Raw genomic sequence first — 21,013 nt, 5'->3', positions numbered from 1 at the left:
CCGGGGCGGCGCCAGGACGCCATGGGTCTAGCGGGGCGGGTAGTTCTGCAGGATGCGCGTCACCGTGGCACGCACTGCCGAGGCCCGGTCGGCGGGGTTGGGCGAGCTGCTGAGCAACTGCTCGTCACTGCCGCGCCATACCAGCTTGCCGTCCTTGCCATCGAGCAGATCCACCTGGATGGTCGCCACCTTGTAGGTGATGTTGCGGGTCTCGTTGTACGCAGGCCCACCCCAGTAGCCATTCCACGGGCCGCCCCAACCGCCGCCATAGTTGGTGGTGACCTGCTGCTGGCGATCCTCGACGATCAGGTAGGCCTGGACCTCCAGGTCAGCCCGGGCGCCACCTCGAGCCGGACGCAGGCCGCGCTGGTCCAGTTGCTCGGCCACGGCCTGGCGGATGCGCTGCTCGGTGAGATCGCTCCTGATCCGCGGATCATCGGGACGGTACTGCAGCGCGGGTTCCTTCCAGCTCCAGCTGCGATAGGCACCAAAATCCCTGCTGGCGTCGAAATCATGGTTCACCTGGTTGGCGGCACAGGCGCTGAGCAAGGCAGCACAGGCCAGTAATGCGATTCGATGGAACATATCGTATCTCCGCTTGAAATCAGGACACCGGCCTAGCTGGGAGGATAGGCCGCCATGGCCTTCTGCACCGCTTCGCGCAGTGCATCGGCGCGCTCGCCCAAGGAGCCTTTGCTGCTGGTCTCGGCACTGGCGCTCCATACCGGCTGGCCATTGCCGGCGTCGTACAGGTCGACCCTGACCACCACCACTTCCACTTCGTAGGTACGCACCATCGGTACGCTGCCGTACATGCCGTAGCCCGGTCCGTAGCGGTGATAACGATCGTAGCGATCGTAGCTGCCGTAACCGCCATAGCCGTAGTCCTCCTGGACCTGGCGCAGGCGTTTTTCCAGGCGCAGGTCGGCGCTGACCCACAGGTCCGCCGGGCGGTTGTCATGCAATGGGCGCAGGCCTCGCTGGTCCAGGGCGCCACTGACCGCCTCGGCGACCTGCGCCGAATCGGCCCAGGCCGTGCCCGCGGGCAAGCGACCATTGAGCCAGGCCCAGCTACGGTAGCGCCCGTAGTCCCGGGGCGCAGCCGGATAGGCGCTACGGTCGAAGGTCGTGGCCGCCTGCGGTGGCGCCGGCGGCAGCGGCCTGGAACTGGCGACATAGGGATTGCTGCCTTGGCAGGCGGCAAGGGTCGAACACAAAAACAGCAGACCCAGGCGGCGTTTCATCGAGTACTCCGTCAGACCGGCCGGCACAGCCAATGCAGATAACGCCCAAGCCCGGCGAAACTTGGGTGTCGGCGATGAGCCAGCTCCATCTCCAGCAGATCCGTCAGCTCGGCACGGGACTGGAACTCCACGGGCATGTAGTCGTGGAATACCCGCACCCCGCTTTGGGTTTCGACTCGCCACTTGCCATCAAGTTGCGCCGCCAGCTCGCGAGGATCAAGCGGTTGTTGCGGGGTCAGGCTCTGTTTTTCACCCGCCATGTCATTCTTGCGCAACTTGCGAAAATGCCCCTTGAGCAGGTTGCGATAGACCAGCGCGTCGCGGTTGTAGAACGCCAGGGACAGCCAGCCATCGGCGGCGGTCAACTGATGCAATACCGGCAGGATCGCGTGGGGTTCGGCCAACCATTCCAGCACCGCATGGCACAGCACCAGGTCGTAGGACTCGGTCAATTGCCCCAGCAGGTCCTGCCAGGGCGCCTGGATGAAGGCGCCCTGCTGGCCGGCGTCGGCGAACCGCTGTCGGGCCCCTTCGAGCATCGGTGCAGCTGGCTCGGCCAGGGTCACCTGGTGCCCGTGCTGGGCCAGCCACAGGGACATGTGGCCCAGGCCGGCACCGATATCCAATACCCGCAACGGCCGCTCAGGCAAGGCTTCCTTGAGGTCCGCCTGGAGCACCGCCAGGCGGATCGCGCCCTTGGCGCCGCCATAGATCTTCTCGGCGAAGCGTGTGGCCAGCTGGTCGAAATGTCGATCGCTCATGGGCAGAACCGCCGTTCACTGTCCGCCAGCTTGCTGCGCACCACCTGGTCCATGTCCAGCCCCAGTTCGCTGCACAACAACAGCAGGTAGAGGACGATGTCGCCGACTTCCTGCCCGGCATGGGCCAGCTTGTCCGCCGGCAACTGGCGGGACTGGTCCTCGGTCAGCCACTGGAAGATCTCCACCAGTTCGGCCATCTCGACGCTGGCGGCCATGGCCAGGTTCTTCGGGCTGTGGAATTGCCGCCAGTCGTTGTGGTCGCGGATGGCGTGCAGGCGTTGGGTGAGTTGCTCTAGGTTCATCGGGGTCTCCTGAAGGCCTATAGCTTCCGGGGGTTGGGCAGCGGACGCAAGCGCGCTTTCATCCGCCCGCGTGCTGCTCCAGAATGCGCACCACCGGCCAGCTTCTATGCTGATGGGGAACTCATCGCCAGCGTTGGCGGCCCAAGCATGAGCTCGGCTGACGCGCCCTTCTATGATCAGGAAATGCACATGCAGGTAGAAAGCTTCTTCGAATGGCTCGGCCAGGCCATCGGCTCGGCCATCCGTTTCATCGTCGACCTGCTGGGCGGGTTGTTCAATACCTTGACCCATGCCGGCGGCAACTTCGTCGATGGCCTGGCCCGGGCACTGGGCATGGACACCTCGATCGTCAGCATCATCGGCCTGATCATCGGCCTGATGTTCCTCTACTGGGCGATCCGCGCCTTCATGCGCGCCTCGATCCTGCTGGGCATCATCTGGCTGGTGCTCGGCCTCTGGCTGCTGAGCTGGATCATCCACTGAACCCGACGGCGCCGGGCCTCGGCGCCAACAGGTTGCGCGGCTACAATGCCGGCTCACGCAAGGAGCCCGCATGTCCCCCCTGATCACCGATTGGCGTCACCGCCCCACCCATCGTCGCGTCTGGGCCCTGGCCGCGCCGATGATCCTGTCGAACATTTCCGTCCCCCTGGTAGCCCTGGTGGACAGCACGGTGGTGGGCCACCTGCCCCACGCCCATCAACTGGGCGCAGTGGCAGTGGGCGCCAGCCTCTATACCTTCCTCGCCTGGGCCATGGGTTTCTTGCGCATGGGCTCCACCGGCTTCGCCGCCCAGGCCGCCGGCCGCAGCGACGGTGCGGCGCTGCGGCAGATCCTGCTCCAGGGCTTGTTGCTGGCGCTGGGCCTGGCCCTGCTGCTGGGGATCATCGGCGTGCCCCTCAGCGGCGCCGCATTGCACCTGATGCAGCCCTCGGCGGACCTGGACCAGATGACCCGGGCCTTCTTCCATACCCGCCTGCTGGGCCTGCCCGCAGCCCTGGCCAGCTTCGCCCTGGTGGGCTGGTTCCTCGGTACCCAGAACGCCCGGGCACCGCTGGCCATCCTGCTCAGCACCAACCTGGTGAACATCGCCCTGAACCTGTGGTTCGTCCTTGGCCTGGAATGGGGCGTGGTGGGTTCGGCCCGGGCCTCGGTGCTCGCCGAGTGGACCGGGGCCCTGGTGGGCCTGGCCATGACCCGCCCGGCCCTGCGTGCCTATCCGGGACAGATCGCCTGGGCGGCCCTGCGTCGCTGGCAGAGCTGGCGCCCGCTGCTGGCGGTGAACCGCGACATCTTCATCCGCAGCCTGGCCCTGCAATCGGTATTTTTCCTGATCACCGTGCAAGGCGCCCGCCTGGGGGACGCCACCGTGGCGGCCAACGCCTTGCTGCTCAATGGCCTCTTGCTCACGGCCCACGCCCTGGATGGCCTGGCCCATGCGGTAGAGGCCCTGTGCGGCCACGCCATCGGCGCCCGCGACCACCGGGCCCTGCGCCGCTCGCTGGTGGTCGCCGGAGGCTGGTCGCTGCTTTCGAGCCTGGGCTTCACGGTGCTGTTCCTCTTGGCAGGGCATCTGTTCATCGAGATGCAGACCGACATTGCCGACGTGCGCCAGACGGCCTTCACCTACCTGCCCTACCTTGCCGTACTGCCGCTGATCGCGGTCTGGAGCTACTTGCTGGACGGGCTGTTCATCGGTGCGACCCGGGCCCGGGAAATGCGCAACGGCATGCTGCTCACCGTGCTCCTGCTGCTGCCTTGCGCCTGGGCCTTGCAGGGCCTGGGCAATCACGGCCTGTGGCTGAGCTTCCTGCTGTTCATGCTGTTGCGCAGCCTGACCCTTGGTGTCTTCGCCTGGCGCCTGGAGCGCAGCGATGGCTGGTTCGCCAGGGCTCATTGAGCACAGCTTGCGCCGGAAATGAAAAACGCCGTTTCCCCAACCGGGGAAACGGCGTTTTGCCTTGGCCCGCGGGCACCGCCAGGGGTGCCCGAAGCGTCAGGACGACAGGTAGGACGAGCGGGTCAGGCCCAGGCGCAGGGCGTCCAGGAACTGGGTGCGCTCGGCGGCGCTGATCCTGGCGCTGGCCACCTTGTCGCGGTAGTGGGTCATCAGCTCTTCGGGCGACAGGTGCACGTAGCGCAGCATGTCCTCGATGGTGTCGTGGGTCTCGATGCCGGCGTGGTACACGCTGCCGTTGGCCCGCTGGTAGATGTTCACCGAGTCGGTGTCGCCGAACAGGTTGTGCATGTCACCGAGGATTTCCTGGTAGGCGCCCACCAGGAAGATGCCCAGCAGGTAGTCCTCGCCCTCGTTGACCGAATGCACCGGCAGGCTGGTCTCGATGCTCTGCTCGTCGACGTACTGCTTGATCTTGCCATCGGAGTCGCAGGTCAGGTCTTGCAGCACCGCGCGGCGCAGCGGCTCCTCATCCAGGCGATGCAGCGGCAGGATCGGCAGCACCTGGCCGATGGCCCAGGTGTCCGGCAGGCTCTGGAATACCGAGAAGTTGCAGATGTACTTGTCGGCAAGCTTGTCGTTGAGCTCGTCCAGCACCTGGCGATGGGAACGCTGGCGAGCCTTCAGCGAGTTGTGCAGGCGCCGGCACACGGCGAAGTAGCACTGCTCGGCCAGGGCTTTCTCGGCCAGGGTCAGCTTGCCGTCGGCGTACTGCGCGGCCACGTCGCTCATGTAGTGGGTTGCGCGCCAGTAGGTCTCGGTGACCATCTCGATGTCGGTCGGACCCAGCAAGTCCACCAGCCACTGCACGGTTTCGGGCAGCTCTTCCTTGTTCTCGATGACGGGCACGTCGTCGTTGTGCTTCTCGACGTCGGTCACCTGCACCACCAGCATGGCGTGGTGCGCGGTCAGGGAACGACCGCTCTCGGAGAAGATGTTCGGATGCGGCAGGCTCTGCGCGTCGCAGAATTCCTTGAGCATGCCCACCACCACGCCGGCGTAGTCGTCCATGTCGTAGTTGATCGAACTGGCGTTGCGCGAGTGGGTACCGTCGTAGTCCACGCCCAGGCCGCCGCCGACGTCGATATGGTCGACCGGCAGGCCGAGGTTGCGCAGCTCGCCGTAGTAGCGGATGGCTTCCTTGAAACCGTGCTGGTAGTCGGCCAGGTTGGCGATCTGCGAACCCATGTGGAAATGCAGCAGGCGGATGCCCTGGTCCAGGCCGGCATCGCGGAAACGCTCCACCACCGCCAGCAGCTGCGCCGCCGACAGGCCGAACTTGGATTTCTCGCCACCGGTGTCGGCCCACTTGCTCGAGGCCAGGGACGACAGGCGCACTCGCAGGCCGACCTGCGGCTTGACCTTGAGCGACGCCGCTTCCTCGATCACCAGGCCCACTTCGGACTCTTTCTCGATGACGATGAACACGTTGTGGCCCAACTTCTGGCCCATCAGCGCCAGGCGGATGAACTCGCGGTCCTTGTAGCCGTTGCAGACGATGGTGCCGCCCTTGGGCGCCAGGGCCAGGACCGCCAGCAGTTCGGGCTTGGAACCGGCTTCCAGGCCGATGGAGACGTTCTGGGTGGCGATGATGTTCTCGATCACCGCTTCTTGCTGGTTGACCTTGATCGGGTACAGGGCGGTGTACTTGCTCTGGTATTCCAGGCGCGCGATGTTGGCATCGAAGGCACCGGTGAGCTGGCGCACGCGATCCTGGAGGATGTCCGGGAAACGCACCAGCAAGGGCAGGGACAAGCCGCTCTTGCGCAGCTCCGCGACCTGTTCGAACAGATCGATGGGCAAGCTGCCCGGACCGTTGGGGCGAACTTCGACGCGACCGGCGTCATTGATCGCGAAATATCCGGCCCCCCAATGGCGAATCCCATAAACACTGCGGCTGTCCGCAACTGTCCATTGGCTGCCATCGTCTTTACGTGTGCGTCGTACGGACATCGAAGTCCCCTATAAAGAAGTCATAGAGCGCCGCCCCGATCCAGGGCCGACGCAGTCTAAAGAATGAAAATGACGATTAGCCTGCAAGCGCAATAGACCACGCATGCAGGGCCGAGTTTAGAAACCGTTCATGAACAGGCTCTGTGAAAACCATGGAGACGACGCCAGCGTCCTGAGCCAATCAGGACAGCGTCCAGTCAGAGGTGGTTTTCACAGAGGCTGCTAGCCGCCGGACTTCTTCGCCGTGAAACCGCGCTTGACCAGTTCCGCCAAGAGTAGCTCGACGTGGTCGCCCTGGATCTCGATCACGCCCTCTTTCAAGGCGCCACCGGTACCACAGCGCTTCTTCAACGCCGCGGCCAGTTCCTTGAGGGCGTCTTCGGCCAGGGGCACGCCGGTGATGGTGGTCACCGTCTTGCCACCACGACCCTTGCTTTCGCGACGCACGCGAGCAATGCCGTCGCCGGCTGGAATCACGCTTTGTTTGCAGATACAGGCGGCCACCGGCTGGCTACAGTCCGGGCAATGTCGACCTGCGTCGGTGGAAAACACCAGGCCGCCAAGGGCGGCGAAGGATGCGGCTTTTTTGGCCACCGGCAATCCTCTTGGGAGGACAAAGACTGGTCGGGGCACATGGCGGTGTCGCCGACCGCGAAGCCCCACTCAGGCAGGGGCAGCGCTACTGGGCCAGGTCCCTTGCGAGGATAGCGCTGGCTCAGCTTGAAAAGGCGCGCAGTGTAACGGCAAAAAGCCGACTTGCTAAGAGCCAATCGGCGTCAATTTATGCAACTTTAACGACGTCGCGCCAGATAGCGCTGCAAGGCGGCCAGGGAGTCCGGGCAATAGGGCTTCTCGTGGATTTCCCGCAGCACCTGGTCCAGGGGCAGGAAGCGTGCTTCCAGCACTTCCTCGGGCTGCAAACGCAGCGGCCCGTCCCATACGGCGGAGAAGGCCGAGCACCACAGGCGGTTGTCGGTGTCCTCGAAGAAGAAGTGGTCGTGGGCGACCAGCTCGACTCCACTCACCCCCAGTTCCTCTTCCAGTTCACGGGCCGCCGACTCGGCATAGCTCTCAGTGGCGAGGACCATGCCACCGGCGGCGACATCCCAATAACCCGGGTAGATGGCCTTGCTCAGGGTGCGCCGATGCACGCACAACTCACCGGCGGAGTTGAACAGCATGATGTAGGTACCACGGCCGATCAGGCCCTGCTCGCGCAGCTCCGAGCGGGCCATGGCGCCCAGCAGCTGGTCCTCGCCATCGACCCAGGCGATCTGTTCGGCATCGGAGGCGGCGCGGTGGGCCGCCTCATTGGTGGTCGCGACCATGGATCAGCCCTGGTTGAGCAGTTGGCGCAAGTCGATGACTGCAGCGTTGGCGCGGGAGATGTAGTTGGCCATGACCAGCGAGTGGTTGGCCAGGACGCCGAAGCCGTTACCGTTGAGGATCATCGGGCTCCAGACAGTTTCCTGAGAAGCCTCCAGTTCGCGGATGATCTGGCGCACGCTGACGGTGGCGTTCTTCTTGGCCAGCACATCGGCGAAGTCCACTTCGATCGCGCGCAGCAAGTGCGACAGCGCCCAGGCCTGGCCACGCGCCTCGTAGAACACGTTGTCGATCTGCATCCATGGTGTTTCTTCGATTTCCTCGCCCACCTGCGGAACCTGGCCCGGAGCCAGGACTTCGGTCTTCAGCGCAGTGTTGAGCTTGACCCGGCCGACGCTGGCCGACAGCCGCTGGGACAGCGAGCCAAGGCGCGTCCCCACGTCACCCAGCCAGTTGTTGAGGTTGTCGGCCCGGGCATAGAACTGCGCGGTCTTCTGGTTCGGGTCCGACAGCCGCGCCTGGTAGCGGCTCAGGGAGTTGATGCCTTCCAGGTATTCCGACTCGCTGGAGGGCAGGATCCAGCTCTTGTTGTCGAAGTTGAAGCGTGGCTCGGCCTTGGCCAGGTCGGCGTCTTCGGCGGACTGCGACTGGGACCGGGCGAAATCCTTGCGCAAGGCGCGGGTCAGGTCGCGGACCTGGACCAGGACCCCGTATTCCCAGCTGGGAATGTTGTCCAGCCAGATGCCCGGTGGGAAACGGTCGTTGGAGATATAGCCGCCCGGCTTGTCGAGCAGGGTGCTGACCACGGTCTTGAGGGTTTCCACGGTGGTGTAGCCCACCACCATCTGCCGGCCTTCCTTCTCGGCGGCGAGCTGGGCGTTCTGCTGGACCGGGAACAGCGCCGGTTCCTGGCTCCAGTACCAGCCCAGGGCACCGGTGACCAGCAGGTACAGGCCCAGCAAGGTCGCCAGGGCGCGACTGAACAGCAGGCTACCGAAATAGCTGCGTGTCGCCGACTTGGGTTGGGCGGCCCGTTCCGGCGCGCTGTCTGCGCGGTTCTTCCAATCCAGCATGGCTATATCCTTTCAATCACTTGGGTTCATCGATTCGACCGCAACCCTACTCCATCGTGCCTTGCCCTGGCGGGATAAATCTTCAGGCAAACGCGCGCCGCGCAACGATTGCGTATCGGGCGACCACTATAAATGAAGCACAGTCCGCAGCCTATGCGAGCAGTCGGTGGCGAACCCGGTCAAGTCGCTTTGCACATTATTGACGTACGACACTCATGGGAGCCGAAAGTGGTGCTAGCATAGAGCCACCAGTCGATCTCAGCATGCACCCTAACTAGTAGTCAGGATATGACCGAGCCAGAAGACCCCAGCCGTGAGCGCCTCAAGCACCACTTTGCCCAGCGGGTAATTCATCAGGCACGGCAGATCCTGGAGATCTGGCAGCGGCTGCAGCGCAGCGAGTGGTCGTCCACCGACATGTCGGAACTCTGCGAAGCCAACCTGCGCCTGCTGCGTTTCGCCGAACGCTTCGAACAACCCGAGCACTCCCAGCTGGCCCGCAGCATCAGCCAATCGCTGGAAGCGGTGGATGCCAACCGCGGCCGCCTGAGCAGCCACCTGATCACCGAACTCAACCGCCTGATGCAGCGCCTGTCACGTACCGGCCTGCGCCATGGCGATCAACTGGAACAGACCTTCCTGCCGCCGCTGCGCAAGCCGATCTACGTGATGCTGCAGGATCACGACCGGGCCGAACGCCTGGCCAAGCAGCTGGAGTTCTTCGGGCTCAGCGCCCAGCCCCTGGACAGCATCGCCGCGTTTCGTTCATCCATGGTCGAGCGCCTGCCGGCGGCCATCGTCATCGACGTGGACTTCTGCGGACCCGGCATGGGCCTGACCCTGGCCGCCGAGGCCCAGGTCGGCCTGGAGCAGAAGCTGCCGCTGCTGTTCTTCAGCCTGCACGAAACCGACACCCCGACCCGCCTCGCGGCCGTGCGCGCCGGTGGCCAGGAGTTCCTCACCGGCACCCTGGAAGCCTCCAGCCTGCTGGAAAAGATCGAGGTGCTGACCTGCGTCGCCCAGTACGAGCCGTATAAAGTGCTGATCATCGACGACTCCCGGGCCCAGGCCCTGCACACCGAGCGCCTGCTCAACAGCGCCGGGATCGTCACCCGCACCCTGATCGAGCCGATCCAGGCCATGGCCGAACTGGCGGATTTCCAGCCCGACCTGATCATCCTCGACATGTACATGCCGGCCTGCACCGGTACCGAGCTGGCCAAGGTGATCCGCCACAACGACCGCTACGTCAGCGTGCCGATCATCTACCTGTCCGCCGAGGACGACCTGGACAAGCAACTGGACGCCATGAGCGAAGGCGGCGACGACTTCCTCACCAAGCCCATCAAGCCGCGCCACCTGATCACCACGGTGCGCAACCGCGCGGCCCGGGCGCGCAACCTCAAGGCGCGGATGGTCCGCGACAGCCTGACCGGCCTGTACAACCACACCCATATCCTGCAATTGCTGGAAGACTGCTGCTTCCGCGCCCGCCGCGAGAACAAGCCGCTGAGCTTCGCCATGCTGGACATCGACCACTTCAAGCGGGTCAACGACAGCCACGGCCACCCCATGGGCGATCGGGTGATCAAGAGCCTGGCGCTGTTCCTCAAGCAGCGCCTGCGCAAGACCGACTTCATCGGCCGCTACGGCGGCGAGGAGTTCGCCATCGTCATGCCCGATACCGACCAGGACGCGGCATGCCAGGTGCTGGACGAAATCCGCCAGCGCTTCGCCGAGATCCATTACCCGGCCCAACCCCAGGACCTGTGGTGCACCTTCAGCGCCGGAGTGGTGCAAATGCAGGAAGACTCCGACAGCCTGATGATGGCCAGCCAGGCGGACGAAGCCCTGTACCGGGCCAAGCACAGCGGCCGCAACCGGGTGCAGAGCGCACGGCAATCAAATCAAAGTGCCATCTTTTCATCCGAATCCACCGATTCGGTCATAACCTTGTAATACAACCGCAATAAATTCAGGCGCTTGCCATTCAAGTCGTTGGTAGAGCCCCGATGCGCCTGAAGTTGCTGACCAATCTCAACACCCTTCTATTAGTTGCCGTGTGCGTGGCCCTGGGGGCGACACTGTGGTGGTCGCAGCGCGCCCTGGAACGCCCCTACCTGCTGATGGAGCGCTACCTGGGCCTGTCCCAGCAATTCCAGAACCAGGCGGCGCGCAATATCGAGGACTACCTGGCAAGCGGCGACGCCCTGCGCCTGAGCAGCGCCACCCAGGCCATCGAGACCCTGCAGGGCGGACTGTCCGAACTGCCACCGCAACTGGCACATAGCCTGAGCCCGAGCCTGGCCAGCCTCGCCGACTTCAGCAAGACCGACTTGCTGGCGGCGGGCAAGCTGGCGGGCGACCCCCAGGCCCTGCTGCTGCAGGCCGAACGCGAACTGGGCGCCAACCTGGAGCAACTGAGCCAGTACGCCGGCGGCGCCACCAGCGCCGAGGCCAGTGCCTACCTGCCGTTGTTGCTGGCCGCCTCCCAGCATCTGGGCAAACTCTCGCTGGCCCGGGACAAACTGGTCAGCAGCGGGCGCAGCGAACTGGCGAGCGACGTCGAGCGCGAACTGAACAACATCCGCGCCCAGGCCGACCGCCTCGAGGCCTTGCCTCTACTGGGCGTGGCGACCAGCAGCGAATCGAATACCGATGACTTCGCCGCCATGATGGGCCTGGAGAACACCCAGAAGAGCGCCGCCGAAGATGCCGGCATCGGCCTCAAGCGCGAACTCAACAGCCTGCTCAGCCGTTATCCCGCCGAGCTTGCGCGCACCCGCGAGCAGATCCAGAAACGCGCCGAGCTGAGCGCCGCGACCTTGCTGAAGATCACCGCCGTGCAGCAAGCGATCGCCGCACTGGAGCCGGAAGTGCGCGCCCAGCACGGCCAGATCCAGGGCGAAGTGCGATTGATGCAGGGGCTGATGATCGGCCTGATCCTGCTGATCGCCCTGGTGATCGATACCCTGCAGCGCAAGCTCGCAAGGGTCCTGACCAACCTCGCCCCGGCGCTGTCGACCTGGGCCCAGGGCGATTTCAGCCAGTCGATCCAGCTGGGCAAGACCAACTACGAACTGCATGCCATCGAAGCATCGCTGAACCGCCTGCGGGCCTACCTGGTGGACCTGGTGGGCACCATTCGCCAGAACGCCGAACAGGTGGCCGGCAGCAGCCGGGCCCTGGCCGACCTCAGCAGCGGCCTGCACAGCGGCGCCGAACGCCAGGCTGGCGACACCGCGCAGATCCGCGATGCGCTGGGCGAGCTGGAAGCCACCATCCAGCAGGTGGCCGGTGATGCCAGCCAGGCCGCAGATGCCAGCCGCAGCGCCGGCCTGGCGGTCCAGCAGGGACAGAAAGTCATAGGCCAGAGCCTCACCGGCTTGCATGCCCTTGTCGGGGAAGTCCAGGGCAATGCGCAGATGATCGAACACCTGGCCCAGGAATCGGCCACCATCGGCGGCGTGCTGACGGTGATCCGCTCCATTGCCGAACAGACCAACCTGCTGGCGCTGAACGCCGCCATCGAGGCGGCCAGGGCCGGCGAGATGGGCCGGGGGTTTGCCGTGGTCGCCGAGGAAGTGCGTTCCCTGGCCCAGCGCACCTCCGGCGCCACTGCACAAATCCAGGCGTTGATCGCCGGCCTGCAGAGCGCCGCGCAGCAATCGGTGCAGGGCATGCGGGCCCAGGTCGAGCACGCCGAGGCCACCGCCAGCCAGGCCGAGGCCGCCGATGGCGCACTGGATGAAATCGTCGGGGCGATCCAGACCATCGCCGAGACCGCGGTGCGGATCGCCGATGTCACCGCCCAGCAAAGCGGCGCGGTCAGCGAGATCCGCGACCACAGCGAACGCATCCACCAACTGGGCGGCGACAACCTGCTGCGCATCGGCGAAGGTCGGGCCCAGGGCGAGAACCTGCTGGACCTGGGCGGCCAGCTGCACACCGCGGTACAGGCCTTCCGCGTCTGACCCGAACCAGGCTGGCAGCCGCCTTTGGCTGTGCCGATAGTGGCGGGAGCCTTCATTTACGGGCCTGGCGCAGCCTTTGCCGGGCCGCTGCGGACCAGCGCCACAAAAAAGCCCCGGGCGCGCCCAAGATCGGCGAAAAAGTCGCCAACCACTTCAACAGCGCCTTATGACGGGCATATGACCGGATTTCCGCACTCGGTCACATATTTCGCGCAAACATCGGTCATCGTGCTGGCTATTGCCGGGAACTGGACAGTCACAAAGTCTTTCCGGCATAGTCGCCGGGTTCTGACAACCGCCCCGATAACAAGGAACGACCGATGGCCACCCTACTGGTTCTCCATGGCCCCAACCTGAATCTGCTCGGCACCCGCGAACCGGGAGTCTACGGCGCCACGACCCTGGCCCAGATCAACCAGGACCTGGAGCAGCGGGCCCGTGCCGCCGGGCATCACTTGCAGTACCTGCAGAGCAATGCCGAGTACGAATTGATCGAGCGTATCCATGCCGCGCGGGACGAAGGCGTGGATTTCATCCTGATCAATCCAGCAGCTTTTACACATACAAGCGTCGCATTACGTGACGCGTTGCTGGCGGTGAGCATCCCATTCATCGAAGTGCATTTGTCCAACGTGTACAAACGCGAACCTTTCCGCCATCACTCCTACTTTTCAGACGTTGCGGTAGGAGTGATCTGCGGCCTTGGCGCCAGCGGTTACCGACTGGCCCTGGAGGCCGCCCTGGAACAGCTTGAAATACAGGCAAGTGCTTGAACAACAAGCGTTGAACGCCCCTGACCGACCCCTGGGAGTTGATGATTCATGGATATTCGTAAAGTCAAGAAACTGATCGAACTGCTGGAAGAGTCCGGCATTGACGAGCTGGAGATCAAGGAAGGCGAAGAGTCCGTACGCATCAGCCGTCACAGCAAGACTCCAGCCCAGCAGTACTACGCTCCGGCTCCAATGGCCGCAGCTCCAGTAGCCGCTCCAGCCGCCGCAGCTCCTGCTGCCGCTGCCGCCCCGGCCGCTGCCGCCGCACCTGCGCTGAACGGCACCGTAGCCCGTTCGCCAATGGTCGGTACCTTCTACCGCAAGTCCTCGCCAACCTCGCCAGCCTTCGTCGAAGTCGGCCAGAGCGTGAAGAAGGGCGACACCCTGTGCATCGTCGAAGCGATGAAGATGATGAACCACATCGAAGCTGAAACCAGCGGTGTGATCGAATCGATCCTTGTCGAAGACGGCCAGCCGGTTGAGTACGACCAACCGCTGTTCACCATCGTTTGAACTGCGGAGAGTCTTTGATGAAGCCTGCGAAGTTGGAAAAAGTCCTGATCGCCAACCGCGGCGAAATCGCCCTGCGGATCCTGCGTGCCTGCAAGGAAATGGGGATCAAGACCGTAGCCGTCTATTCCAAGGCCGACAAGGAGCTGATGCACCTGGGCCTGGCGGACGAGTCCGTGTGCATCGGCCCGGCGCAAGCCGCGCAGTCCTACCTGCACATCCCGGCCATCATCGCGGCCGCTGAAGTCACCGGCGCCACCGCGATCCACCCTGGCTACGGCTTCCTGGCGGAAAACGCCGACTTCGCCGAGCAGGTGGAGAACTCCGGCTTTTCCTTCATTGGCCCCAAGGCCGATACCATCCGCCTGATGGGCGACAAGGTTTCCGCCAAGCACGCCATGATCGCCGCCGGCGTACCCACGGTTCCAGGTTCCGACGGCCCGCTGCCGGAAGACGAGGAAACCGCGCTGCGCATCGGCCGTGAAGTCGGCTATCCGGTGATCATCAAGGCCGCCGGTGGCGGTGGTGGTCGCGGCATGCGCGTGGTGCACAAGGAAGAAGACCTGATCGCCTCGGCGAAGCTGACCCGCTCCGAAGCCGGCGCGGCATTCGGCAACCCGATGGTCTACCTGGAGAAGTTCCTGACCAACCCACGCCACGTGGAAGTCCAGGTCCTCTCCGACGGCCAGGGCAACGCCATCCACCTGGGCGACCGCGACTGCTCGCTGCAGCGCCGTCACCAGAAGGTACTGGAAGAAGCTCCGGCCCCGGGCATCGACGAGACCGCCCGCCAGGAAGTCTTCGCTCGTTGCGTCCAGGCGTGCATCGACATCGGCTACCGCGGCGCCGGCACCTTCGAGTTCCTCTACGAGAACGGCCGCTTCTACTTCATCGAGATGAACACTCGCGTGCAGGTAGAGCACCCGGTATCGGAGATGGTCACCGGTGTCGACATCGTCAAGGAGATGCTCAGCATCGCCGCTGGCAACAAGTTGTCCATCCGCCAGGAAGACGTGGTGATCCGCGGTCACTCCCTGGAGTGCCGGATCAACGCCGAAGACCCGAAAACCTTCATGCCAAGCCCAGGCACGGTCAAGCACTTCCACGCCCCGGGCGGCAACGGCGTGCGCGTCGACTCGCACCTGTACAGCGGCTACGCGGTTCCTCCGAACTACGACTCGTTGATCGGCAAGCTGATCACCTACGGGGCAACCCGTGACGAAGCCATGGCGCGCATGCGCAATGCGCTGGACGAAATCGTCGTCGACGGGATCAAGACCAACATCCCGCTGCACCGCGACCTGACCCGTGACGAAGGCTTCTGCAAAGGGGGAGTGAACATTCACTACCTGGAGCACAAGCTGGCCGAGCAACACTGATCGGCATTCGCCACACCACCAAGGCCGCTTTCGAGCGGCCTTGGTGCTTCTGCAGGAGCAAGGCTCCTGCAAATGCCTGCCGCCTTGCCGCTGTCGTCTTCTGCCTCCTGCTCGCGTAAACTTGCGCGCTTCTCGCGGCCCACTAGGCTGCACATCACATATTTTCAAAGGTGCCCGCCATGCCTTGGCTGCAAGTCCGTCTCGCCATCAGCCCAGAACAAGCCGAAACCTATGAAGACGCTTTTCTTGAAGTCGGCGCCGTTTCGGTGACCTTCATGGATGCCGAGGATCAACCGATCTTCGAACCCGAGCTGAACACCACCCCGCTGTGGTCCCACACCCACTTGCTGGCCCTGTTCGAGGGTGGCACCGAGGCCGCCAGCGTGCTGGCCCACCTCGAGTTGCTGACCGGCAGCCCGCTGCCCGAACATCACATCGAAGTCATCGAGGACCAGGATTGGGAGCGCAGCTGGATGGACAACTTCCAGCCGATGCGTTTCGGCCAGCGCCTGTGGATCGTCCCCAGCTGGCATGCCGCTCCGGAACCGGATGCGGTCAACCTGCTGCTGGACCCGGGCCTGGCTTTCGGCACCGGCACCCACCCGACCACCGCCCTGTGCCTGGAGTGGCTCGACGGCCAGGACCTGAAGGACTGCAACGTCCTGGACTTCGGTTGCGGCTCGGGGATCCTGGCCATCGCCGCCCTGCTGCTGGGAGCCAAGCGCGCCGTGGGCACCGATATCGACGTGCAGGCCCTGGAAGCCTCCCGCGACAACGCCGGGCGCAACAACATCGCCGAGGAACTGTTCCCGTTGTACCTGCCGGAGCAGATGCCCCAGGAACAAGCCGACGTGCTGGTGGCCAACATCCTGGCCGGTCCGCTGGTGTCCCTGGCGCCGCAATTGTCCGGCCTGGTCAAGCCAGGTGGGCGCCTGGCGCTTTCGGGCATCCTTGCCGAGCAGGGTGACGAGGTCGCTGCGGCCTATGCCCAGGACTTCGATCTGGACCCGATCGCCAACCTCGATGGCTGGGTGCGCATCACCGGCCGTCGGCGCTAGAATGGCCGCCTGCATAATCCGGATGGCCGCATGACCGACAGTTTCGTCACCCAGTGCCCGCATTGCCAAACCAGGTTCCGTGTCAGCCACGCCCAATTGAGCGTGGCTCGCGGAGTGGTTCGTTGCGGCTCCTGCCTGCAGGTGTTCAACGCTGCGCGACAACTGCTCGAGCAGCGCGCGGCCAAGGAAGGCGCGGCAGCCAAGCCGCTCGCCAAGCCGACCGCACCCGCACCGGTGACGACACCCACGACCACTCCACCGCCCCCTGCGGCGGCAGAACCGGAACAGCCGACGCCGCAGCCCGCTGCCGAGCCGGAACCGGCTCCAGCCCAGCGCGCCATCAGCCAGAAACAATGGTCAGCGGCGGAAATGGACCTGGACCATCTGGACCTCGACGAGGAACTGGCCAAGCTCGAGCAACGGGAAATCCAGCCGGCCAAGACCTTCGGCCAGGAACGCGCCCCCCGGGAAAACGGCCTCAGCGCCCGGCGTGACCAGCAGGACAACGACGAAGCCAACTGGCCCGACGGCCTGTTCGGCAGCGCCGGCGAGCAGGACGAACCGGCCAGCCTCAAGGCCCCGGCCAAGGACGACGCCGAGCCCGAGCCGGCCAAGGCCGCCCGCACCGAACCCTCGCTGTCCTTCAACCTGGCAGACCTTGACGACGAACCACCGTCCCCCAAGTTGCGCCTGGACGCCGACCTGGAATCCTTCGACGCAAAGCCCCCTGCGCCTGCCCTCGAGGACGAAGACGAAACCCCAGTCCCGGCACCGGGCAAGAAAAGCCGCGAACGCAGCGAACCGGGAGTCCAGGACGAAGTGTTGCTGGACCTGGTCGACGACCCGCTGCACCTGGATTGGCAAAAGCGTCGCTCGCCCTGGGGCCGGCGCCTGCTCTGGCTGTTGCTGATCCTGCTGGCCGCCGGTGGCCTGGCAGGCCAGTACATCGCCTATCACTTCGACGAGCTGGCCCGCCAGGACCAGTACCGCCCCTGGTTCCAGCGACTGTGCCCGGAATTCGGATGTACGGTCCCCTCGCGCGTGGACATCGGCCGGATCAAGAGCAGCAACCTGGTGGTGCGCAGCCACCCGGAATTCAGCGGGGCCCTGGTAGTGGACGCCATCATCTACAACCGTGCGCCCTTCTCCCAACCGTTCCCGTTGCTGGAACTGCGCTTCGCCGACCTCAACGGCCACCTGATCGCCAGCCGTAGCTTCAAGCCCGGTGAATACCTGGGCGGCGACCTGCAGGACGCGGCGGAAATGCCGCCGCAAACCCCGATCCACATCGCCCTCGATATTCTCGACCCCGGACCCAAAGCCGTGAACTACAGTCTGAGTTTCCACTCGCCAGAGTGAAACGGCTGGAAGAGTTAACAGACGACTCTGGATTGACGACAGATTTATGACAGCTCCCCGCGTATCGCTCGCGGGAGCCGGCAGAAGAACTGTTCAGATTTTATCCAATTCAGCCTTTATCCGGTCATCGAGAGCGGGTATCATGCCAACCCTTTTTCGAACTCTCATGATCCGGCCCCACAACAGGGAAGTCCTATGTCGGCGGTACGCATCGGCCCATACACACTGCAAAACGGCTTGGTTCTCGCCCCGATGGCGGGAGTTACCGACCAGCCCTTTCGTCAGCTTTGCAAGCAATTGGGTGCCGGCCTTGTAGTCTCGGAAATGGTCACCAGCGACATGAGCTTGTGGAACAGCCGCAAATCGCGACTGCGCATGATCCACGAAGGCGATCCCGAGCCGCGCTCGGTACAGATTGCCGGTGGCGATGCACAGATGCTGGCGGACGCCGCCCGCGCCAACGTCGAGTTGGGTGCACAGATTATTGATATCAACATGGGTTGCCCGGCGAAGAAGGTTTGCAACAAGGCCGCCGGCTCCGCATTGCTGAAAGACGAAGTCCTGGTCAACGAGATTCTCCAGGCGGTGGTGGCCGCGGTGGACGTACCGGTCACCCTGAAGATCCGCACCGGCTGGGACCGGCAGAACAAGAATGGCCTGACCGTGGCGAGAATCGCCGAACAGGCTGGCATCACGGCGCTGGCGGTCCACGGTCGGACCCGCGCCGACCTGTACACCGGTGAAGCCGAGTACGACACCATCGCTGCGATCAAGCAGGCGGTGTCGATCCCGGTCTTCGCCAACGGCGATATCGACTCGCCCGAGAAAGCCCGGCAGGTATTGAATGCCACCGGCGCCGACGGGCTGTTGATCGGCCGGGCTGCCCAGGGGCGGCCATGGATTTTTCGTGAGATCGAACACTTCCTGCGCACCGGTGAAACCCTCCCGGCACCGCAGCTGTTCGAAGTGGAGCGGATTCTGCTGGAGCACCTGGCCGCGCTGCATGCCTTCTATGGGGATGTCATGGGCGTACGCATTGCGCGCAAGCATGTGGGCTGGTATCTCGCAACCCTGCCAGGCGCCAGGGAGTTTCGCGCCCACTTCAATCGTTTGGAAGATACGGAAGCACAGTGCGCCAACGTCCGTGAGTTCTTCGCCGGACGTTACAAGAGCCTGGAGACAGGGGACGGAGAGGGGGTGGCCGCATGACGATGATGACCGAGACTTTAGTGAGTGGAACAACACCCGTGAGCGACAACGTGAATTTGAAACAGCACCTCAATACCCCGAGCGAAGAAGGCCAGACCCTTCGCGGGAGTGTCGAGAAGGCGCTGCACAATTATTTCGCCCACCTTGAGGGCGCTGCCGTCACGGACGTGTACAACCTGGTGCTCTCCGAAGTCGAGGCCCCGTTGCTCGAAAGCGTGATGAACTACGTCAAGGGCAACCAGACCAAGGCCAGCGAACTCCTGGGTCTGAATCGCGGAACCCTGCGCAAGAAACTCAAGCAGTACGATTTGCTGTAAGCATTCAACCAAACCAGAAAGGCGCCCGCGTAAAAAACGGTCGCCTTTTTTGCTGACCCCCTAGCTTGTTGATGGAAATTGAGATGACCGACCAGACTACCCGCCTGCCGATCCGCCGCGCCTTGATCAGTGTTTCCGACAAGACCGGGATCCTCGAATTCGCCAAGGAGCTGGAAGCCCTCGGTGTCGAGATCCTCTCTACCGGCGGGACCTTCAAGCTGCTGCGGGACAATGGCGTGTCCGCAGTGGAAGTCGCCGATTACACCGGTTTCGCGGAAATGATGGACGGCCGGGTCAAGACCCTGCATCCGAAGATCCACGGCGGCATCCTGGGTCGTCGCGGCATCGACGACGCCATCATGAACGAGCACGGCATCAAGCCGATCGACCTGGTGGCGGTCAACCTCTATCCCTTCGAAGCCACCATCTCCAAGCCCGGCTGCGACCTGCCGACCGCTATCGAGAACATCGACATCGGCGGCCCGACCATGGTTCGCTCGGCAGCCAAGAACCACAAGGACGTGGCCATCGTGGTCAACGCCAGCGACTACGCCAGCGTCCTGGACAACCTCAAGGCCGGCGGCCTGACCTACGCCCAGCGCTTCGACCTGATGCTCAAGGCCTTCGAACACACAGCAGCCTACGACGGCATGATCGCCAACTACATGGGCACCATCGACCAGGCCCGGGACACACTGTCCACCGAAGGCCGCAGCGGATTCCCGCGCACCTTCAACAGCCAGTTCGTCAAGGCCCAGGAAATGCGCTACGGCGAGAACCCGCACCAGAGCGCGGCCTTCTACGTCGAGGCCAAGAAAGGCGAAGCCAGCATCTCCACCGCCCTGCAGTTGCAAGGCAAGGAACTGTCGTTCAACAACGTGGCCGACACCGACGCCGCGCTGGAATGCGTGAAGAGCTTCGTCAAGCCGGCCTGCGTCATCGTCAAGCACGCCAACCCCTGCGGCGTGGCCGTGGTGCCCGAGGACGAGGGCGGCATCCGCAAGGCCTACGACCTGGCCTACGCCACCGACACCGAGTCGGCGTTCGGCGGCATCATCGCCTTCAACCGCGAGCTGGACGGCGAAACCGCCAAGGCCATCGTCGAGCGCCAGTTCGTCGAAGTGATCATCGCCCCGAAAATCTCCCAGGCTGCCCGCGAAGTCGTAGCGGCCAAGCAGAATGTACGCCTGCTCGAATGCGGCGAGTGGCCGGCCGAACGCGCCGCCGGTTGGGACTTCAAGCGGGTCAACGGCGGCCTGCTGGTGCAGAGCCGCGATATTGGCATGATCAGCGCCGATGACCTGAAGATCGTCACCCAGCGCGCGCCGACCGAACAGGAAATCCACGACCTGGTATTCGCCTGGAAAGTGGCCAAGTTCGTCAAGTCCAACGCCATCGTCTACGCCAAGAACCGCCAGACCATCGGTGTCGGCGCCGGCCAGATGAGTCGCGTCAACTCCGCCCGCATCGCCGCCATCAAGGCCGAGCACGCCGGCCTGCAAGTGCAGGGCGCGGTCATGGCTTCCGACGCCTTCTTCCCGTTCCGCGACGGCATCGACAATGCCGCCAAGGTCGGTATCCGCGCCGTGATCCAGCCTGGCGGCTCGATGCGTGACGCCGAGGTGATCGCCGCTGCCGATGAAGCCGGCATCGCGATGGTATTCACCGGCATGCGCCACTTCCGTCACTGATTTACGGCAATCGGCCGCACTGAAGCAGGCATCTGCTGCGTTGAGGCCGGTTCCACTGATGCTCATTGCCAGAAGGCAACTCCGCTCATCGGAACCGGCCCCGCCTTGCATCTACCTGTTTCATTGC

At 64.2% G+C, this 21,013-nt stretch carries 19 protein-coding genes and 1 pseudogene; 12 read left to right on the top strand and 8 right to left on the bottom strand.

What is annotated here, in order from left to right:
* Positions 1-27: 27 nt before the first annotated feature.
* The 4 genes from AC3WK8_RS22230 to AC3WK8_RS22215 are packed head-to-tail and all read right to left on the bottom strand — an operon-like array spanning position 28 to position 2,307.
* Positions 28-585 carry a DUF4136 domain-containing protein gene (locus AC3WK8_RS22230; RefSeq protein ID WP_085595354.1) on the bottom strand — a complete coding sequence of 186 codons (558 nt, stop codon included), beginning with the start codon at positions 583-585 and terminating at the stop codon, positions 28-30.
* Positions 586-617: 32 nt separating this feature from the next.
* Positions 618-1,244, bottom strand: a complete 627-nt coding sequence (locus AC3WK8_RS22225; RefSeq protein ID WP_103325862.1) for a DUF4136 domain-containing protein — start codon at positions 1,242-1,244, stop codon at positions 618-620.
* 11 nt (positions 1,245-1,255) lie between these two features.
* Positions 1,256-2,005 (bottom strand): methyltransferase, encoded by a 750-nt coding sequence (locus AC3WK8_RS22220; protein ID WP_085595358.1) that lies wholly within the window; start codon positions 2,003-2,005, stop codon positions 1,256-1,258.
* Positions 2,002-2,307 (bottom strand): MazG-like family protein, encoded by a 306-nt coding sequence (locus tag AC3WK8_RS22215; RefSeq protein ID WP_022642072.1) that lies wholly within the window; start codon positions 2,305-2,307, stop codon positions 2,002-2,004. Before AC3WK8_RS22215 ends, AC3WK8_RS22220 begins: the two co-directional genes overlap by 4 nt.
* 189 nt (positions 2,308-2,496) lie before the next feature.
* Between AC3WK8_RS22215 and AC3WK8_RS22210 the strand changes: the two genes are divergently transcribed.
* Positions 2,497-2,790 (top strand): hypothetical protein, encoded by a 294-nt coding sequence (locus AC3WK8_RS22210; protein ID WP_085595360.1) that lies wholly within the window; start codon positions 2,497-2,499, stop codon positions 2,788-2,790.
* Positions 2,791-2,860: 70 nt separating this feature from the next.
* A complete protein-coding gene (locus tag AC3WK8_RS22205) occupies positions 2,861-4,207 on the top strand; it encodes an MATE family efflux transporter (RefSeq protein WP_085653211.1) in 1,347 nt (448 codons plus the stop codon).
* Positions 4,208-4,303: 96 nt separating this feature from the next.
* Here the strand turns inward: AC3WK8_RS22205 and speA are convergent, their stop codons facing one another.
* From speA to AC3WK8_RS22185, 4 genes are all read right to left on the bottom strand, one after another.
* Positions 4,304-6,217, bottom strand: a complete 1,914-nt coding sequence (speA, locus tag AC3WK8_RS22200; RefSeq protein ID WP_031320800.1) for an arginine decarboxylase — start codon at positions 6,215-6,217, stop codon at positions 4,304-4,306.
* Between the two features lie 222 nt (positions 6,218-6,439).
* Positions 6,440-6,811, bottom strand: a complete 372-nt coding sequence (locus tag AC3WK8_RS22195) for a translation initiation factor Sui1 (RefSeq protein ID WP_022642068.1) — start codon at positions 6,809-6,811, stop codon at positions 6,440-6,442.
* 197 nt (positions 6,812-7,008) lie between these two features.
* Positions 7,009-7,545, bottom strand: a complete 537-nt coding sequence (locus tag AC3WK8_RS22190; protein ID WP_085595366.1) for an NUDIX hydrolase — start codon at positions 7,543-7,545, stop codon at positions 7,009-7,011.
* Positions 7,546-7,548: 3 nt separating this feature from the next.
* Entirely contained in the window at positions 7,549-8,616 is a 1,068-nt protein-coding gene (locus tag AC3WK8_RS22185; RefSeq protein ID WP_085595368.1) for a DUF2333 family protein, read from the bottom strand.
* Positions 8,617-8,904: 288 nt separating this feature from the next.
* Between AC3WK8_RS22185 and AC3WK8_RS22180 the strand changes: the two genes are divergently transcribed.
* The 10 genes and pseudogenes from AC3WK8_RS22180 to purH all read left to right on the top strand — a co-directional run bounded on the left by AC3WK8_RS22180 (position 8,905) and on the right by purH (position 20,886).
* Positions 8,905-10,575 carry a response regulator gene (locus AC3WK8_RS22180; protein ID WP_085595370.1) on the top strand — a complete coding sequence of 557 codons (1,671 nt, stop codon included), beginning with the start codon at positions 8,905-8,907 and terminating at the stop codon, positions 10,573-10,575.
* A 1,499-nt stretch (positions 10,576-12,074) separates the two neighbouring features.
* Positions 12,075-12,590: pseudogene (locus tag AC3WK8_RS22175) on the top strand (methyl-accepting chemotaxis protein); the annotation flags it as partial.
* A 320-nt stretch (positions 12,591-12,910) separates the two neighbouring features.
* Entirely contained in the window at positions 12,911-13,363 is a 453-nt protein-coding gene (gene aroQ, locus AC3WK8_RS22170) for a type II 3-dehydroquinate dehydratase (protein WP_022642063.1), read from the top strand.
* A 48-nt stretch (positions 13,364-13,411) separates the two neighbouring features.
* The gene (accB, locus tag AC3WK8_RS22165) at positions 13,412-13,876 is read left to right on the top strand and encodes an acetyl-CoA carboxylase biotin carboxyl carrier protein (protein WP_022642062.1); all 465 of its coding nucleotides are present in this window, start codon (positions 13,412-13,414) and stop codon (positions 13,874-13,876) included.
* A 17-nt stretch (positions 13,877-13,893) separates the two neighbouring features.
* Positions 13,894-15,252, top strand: coding sequence for an acetyl-CoA carboxylase biotin carboxylase subunit (gene accC, locus AC3WK8_RS22160; protein ID WP_022642061.1), 1,359 nt, complete (start codon positions 13,894-13,896; stop codon positions 15,250-15,252).
* A 179-nt stretch (positions 15,253-15,431) separates the two neighbouring features.
* Positions 15,432-16,310, top strand: a complete 879-nt coding sequence (gene prmA, locus AC3WK8_RS22155; protein ID WP_103325864.1) for a 50S ribosomal protein L11 methyltransferase — start codon at positions 15,432-15,434, stop codon at positions 16,308-16,310.
* A 30-nt stretch (positions 16,311-16,340) separates the two neighbouring features.
* Positions 16,341-17,669: a DUF3426 domain-containing protein gene (locus AC3WK8_RS22150; protein ID WP_103325865.1), complete on the top strand. Its 1,329-nt coding sequence runs from the start codon at positions 16,341-16,343 to the stop codon at positions 17,667-17,669.
* A gap of 195 nt (positions 17,670-17,864) precedes the next feature.
* Positions 17,865-18,878, top strand: a complete 1,014-nt coding sequence (dusB, locus tag AC3WK8_RS22145; protein ID WP_085595376.1) for a tRNA dihydrouridine synthase DusB — start codon at positions 17,865-17,867, stop codon at positions 18,876-18,878.
* The gene (fis, locus tag AC3WK8_RS22140) at positions 18,875-19,195 is read left to right on the top strand and encodes a DNA-binding transcriptional regulator Fis (RefSeq protein ID WP_003186237.1); all 321 of its coding nucleotides are present in this window, start codon (positions 18,875-18,877) and stop codon (positions 19,193-19,195) included. The genes dusB and fis overlap by 4 nt, the downstream gene beginning before the upstream one ends.
* 83 nt (positions 19,196-19,278) lie before the next feature.
* On the top strand, positions 19,279-20,886 hold the full coding sequence (gene purH / locus AC3WK8_RS22135; RefSeq protein ID WP_053132248.1) for a bifunctional phosphoribosylaminoimidazolecarboxamide formyltransferase/IMP cyclohydrolase: 1,608 nt from the start codon (positions 19,279-19,281) through the stop codon (positions 20,884-20,886).
* The last annotated feature ends 127 nt before the right edge of the window (positions 20,887-21,013 follow it).

The organism is Pseudomonas sp. FW507-12TSA (assembly GCF_058781435.1).
Note: the sequence above shows the minus strand (reverse complement) of the source record. Positions and strands in the feature narration are given on the sequence as shown.

Bases quoted from the DNA above. Each gene is read 5' to 3' on its own strand.
- AC3WK8_RS22230 (WP_085595354.1), bottom strand. From the start codon at position 585: ATGTTCCATCGAATCGCATTACTGGCCTGTGCTGCCTTGCTCAGCGCC.
- AC3WK8_RS22225 (WP_103325862.1), bottom strand. From the start codon at position 1,244: ATGAAACGCCGCCTGGGTCTGCTGTTTTTGTGTTCGACCCTTGCCGCC.
- AC3WK8_RS22220 (WP_085595358.1), bottom strand. From the start codon at position 2,005: ATGAGCGATCGACATTTCGACCAGCTGGCCACACGCTTCGCCGAGAAG.
- AC3WK8_RS22215 (WP_022642072.1), bottom strand. From the start codon at position 2,307: ATGAACCTAGAGCAACTCACCCAACGCCTGCACGCCATCCGCGACCAC.
- AC3WK8_RS22210 (WP_085595360.1), top strand. From the start codon at position 2,497: ATGCAGGTAGAAAGCTTCTTCGAATGGCTCGGCCAGGCCATCGGCTCG.
- AC3WK8_RS22205 (WP_085653211.1), top strand. From the start codon at position 2,861: ATGTCCCCCCTGATCACCGATTGGCGTCACCGCCCCACCCATCGTCGC.
- speA (WP_031320800.1), bottom strand. From the start codon at position 6,217: ATGTCCGTACGACGCACACGTAAAGACGATGGCAGCCAATGGACAGTT.
- AC3WK8_RS22190 (WP_085595366.1), bottom strand. From the start codon at position 7,545: ATGGTCGCGACCACCAATGAGGCGGCCCACCGCGCCGCCTCCGATGCC.
- AC3WK8_RS22185 (WP_085595368.1), bottom strand. From the start codon at position 8,616: ATGCTGGATTGGAAGAACCGCGCAGACAGCGCGCCGGAACGGGCCGCC.
- AC3WK8_RS22180 (WP_085595370.1), top strand. From the start codon at position 8,905: ATGACCGAGCCAGAAGACCCCAGCCGTGAGCGCCTCAAGCACCACTTT.
- aroQ (WP_022642063.1), top strand. From the start codon at position 12,911: ATGGCCACCCTACTGGTTCTCCATGGCCCCAACCTGAATCTGCTCGGC.
- accB (WP_022642062.1), top strand. From the start codon at position 13,412: ATGGATATTCGTAAAGTCAAGAAACTGATCGAACTGCTGGAAGAGTCC.
- accC (WP_022642061.1), top strand. From the start codon at position 13,894: ATGAAGCCTGCGAAGTTGGAAAAAGTCCTGATCGCCAACCGCGGCGAA.
- prmA (WP_103325864.1), top strand. From the start codon at position 15,432: ATGCCTTGGCTGCAAGTCCGTCTCGCCATCAGCCCAGAACAAGCCGAA.
- AC3WK8_RS22150 (WP_103325865.1), top strand. From the start codon at position 16,341: ATGACCGACAGTTTCGTCACCCAGTGCCCGCATTGCCAAACCAGGTTC.
- dusB (WP_085595376.1), top strand. From the start codon at position 17,865: ATGTCGGCGGTACGCATCGGCCCATACACACTGCAAAACGGCTTGGTT.
- fis (WP_003186237.1), top strand. From the start codon at position 18,875: ATGACGATGATGACCGAGACTTTAGTGAGTGGAACAACACCCGTGAGC.
- purH (WP_053132248.1), top strand. From the start codon at position 19,279: ATGACCGACCAGACTACCCGCCTGCCGATCCGCCGCGCCTTGATCAGT.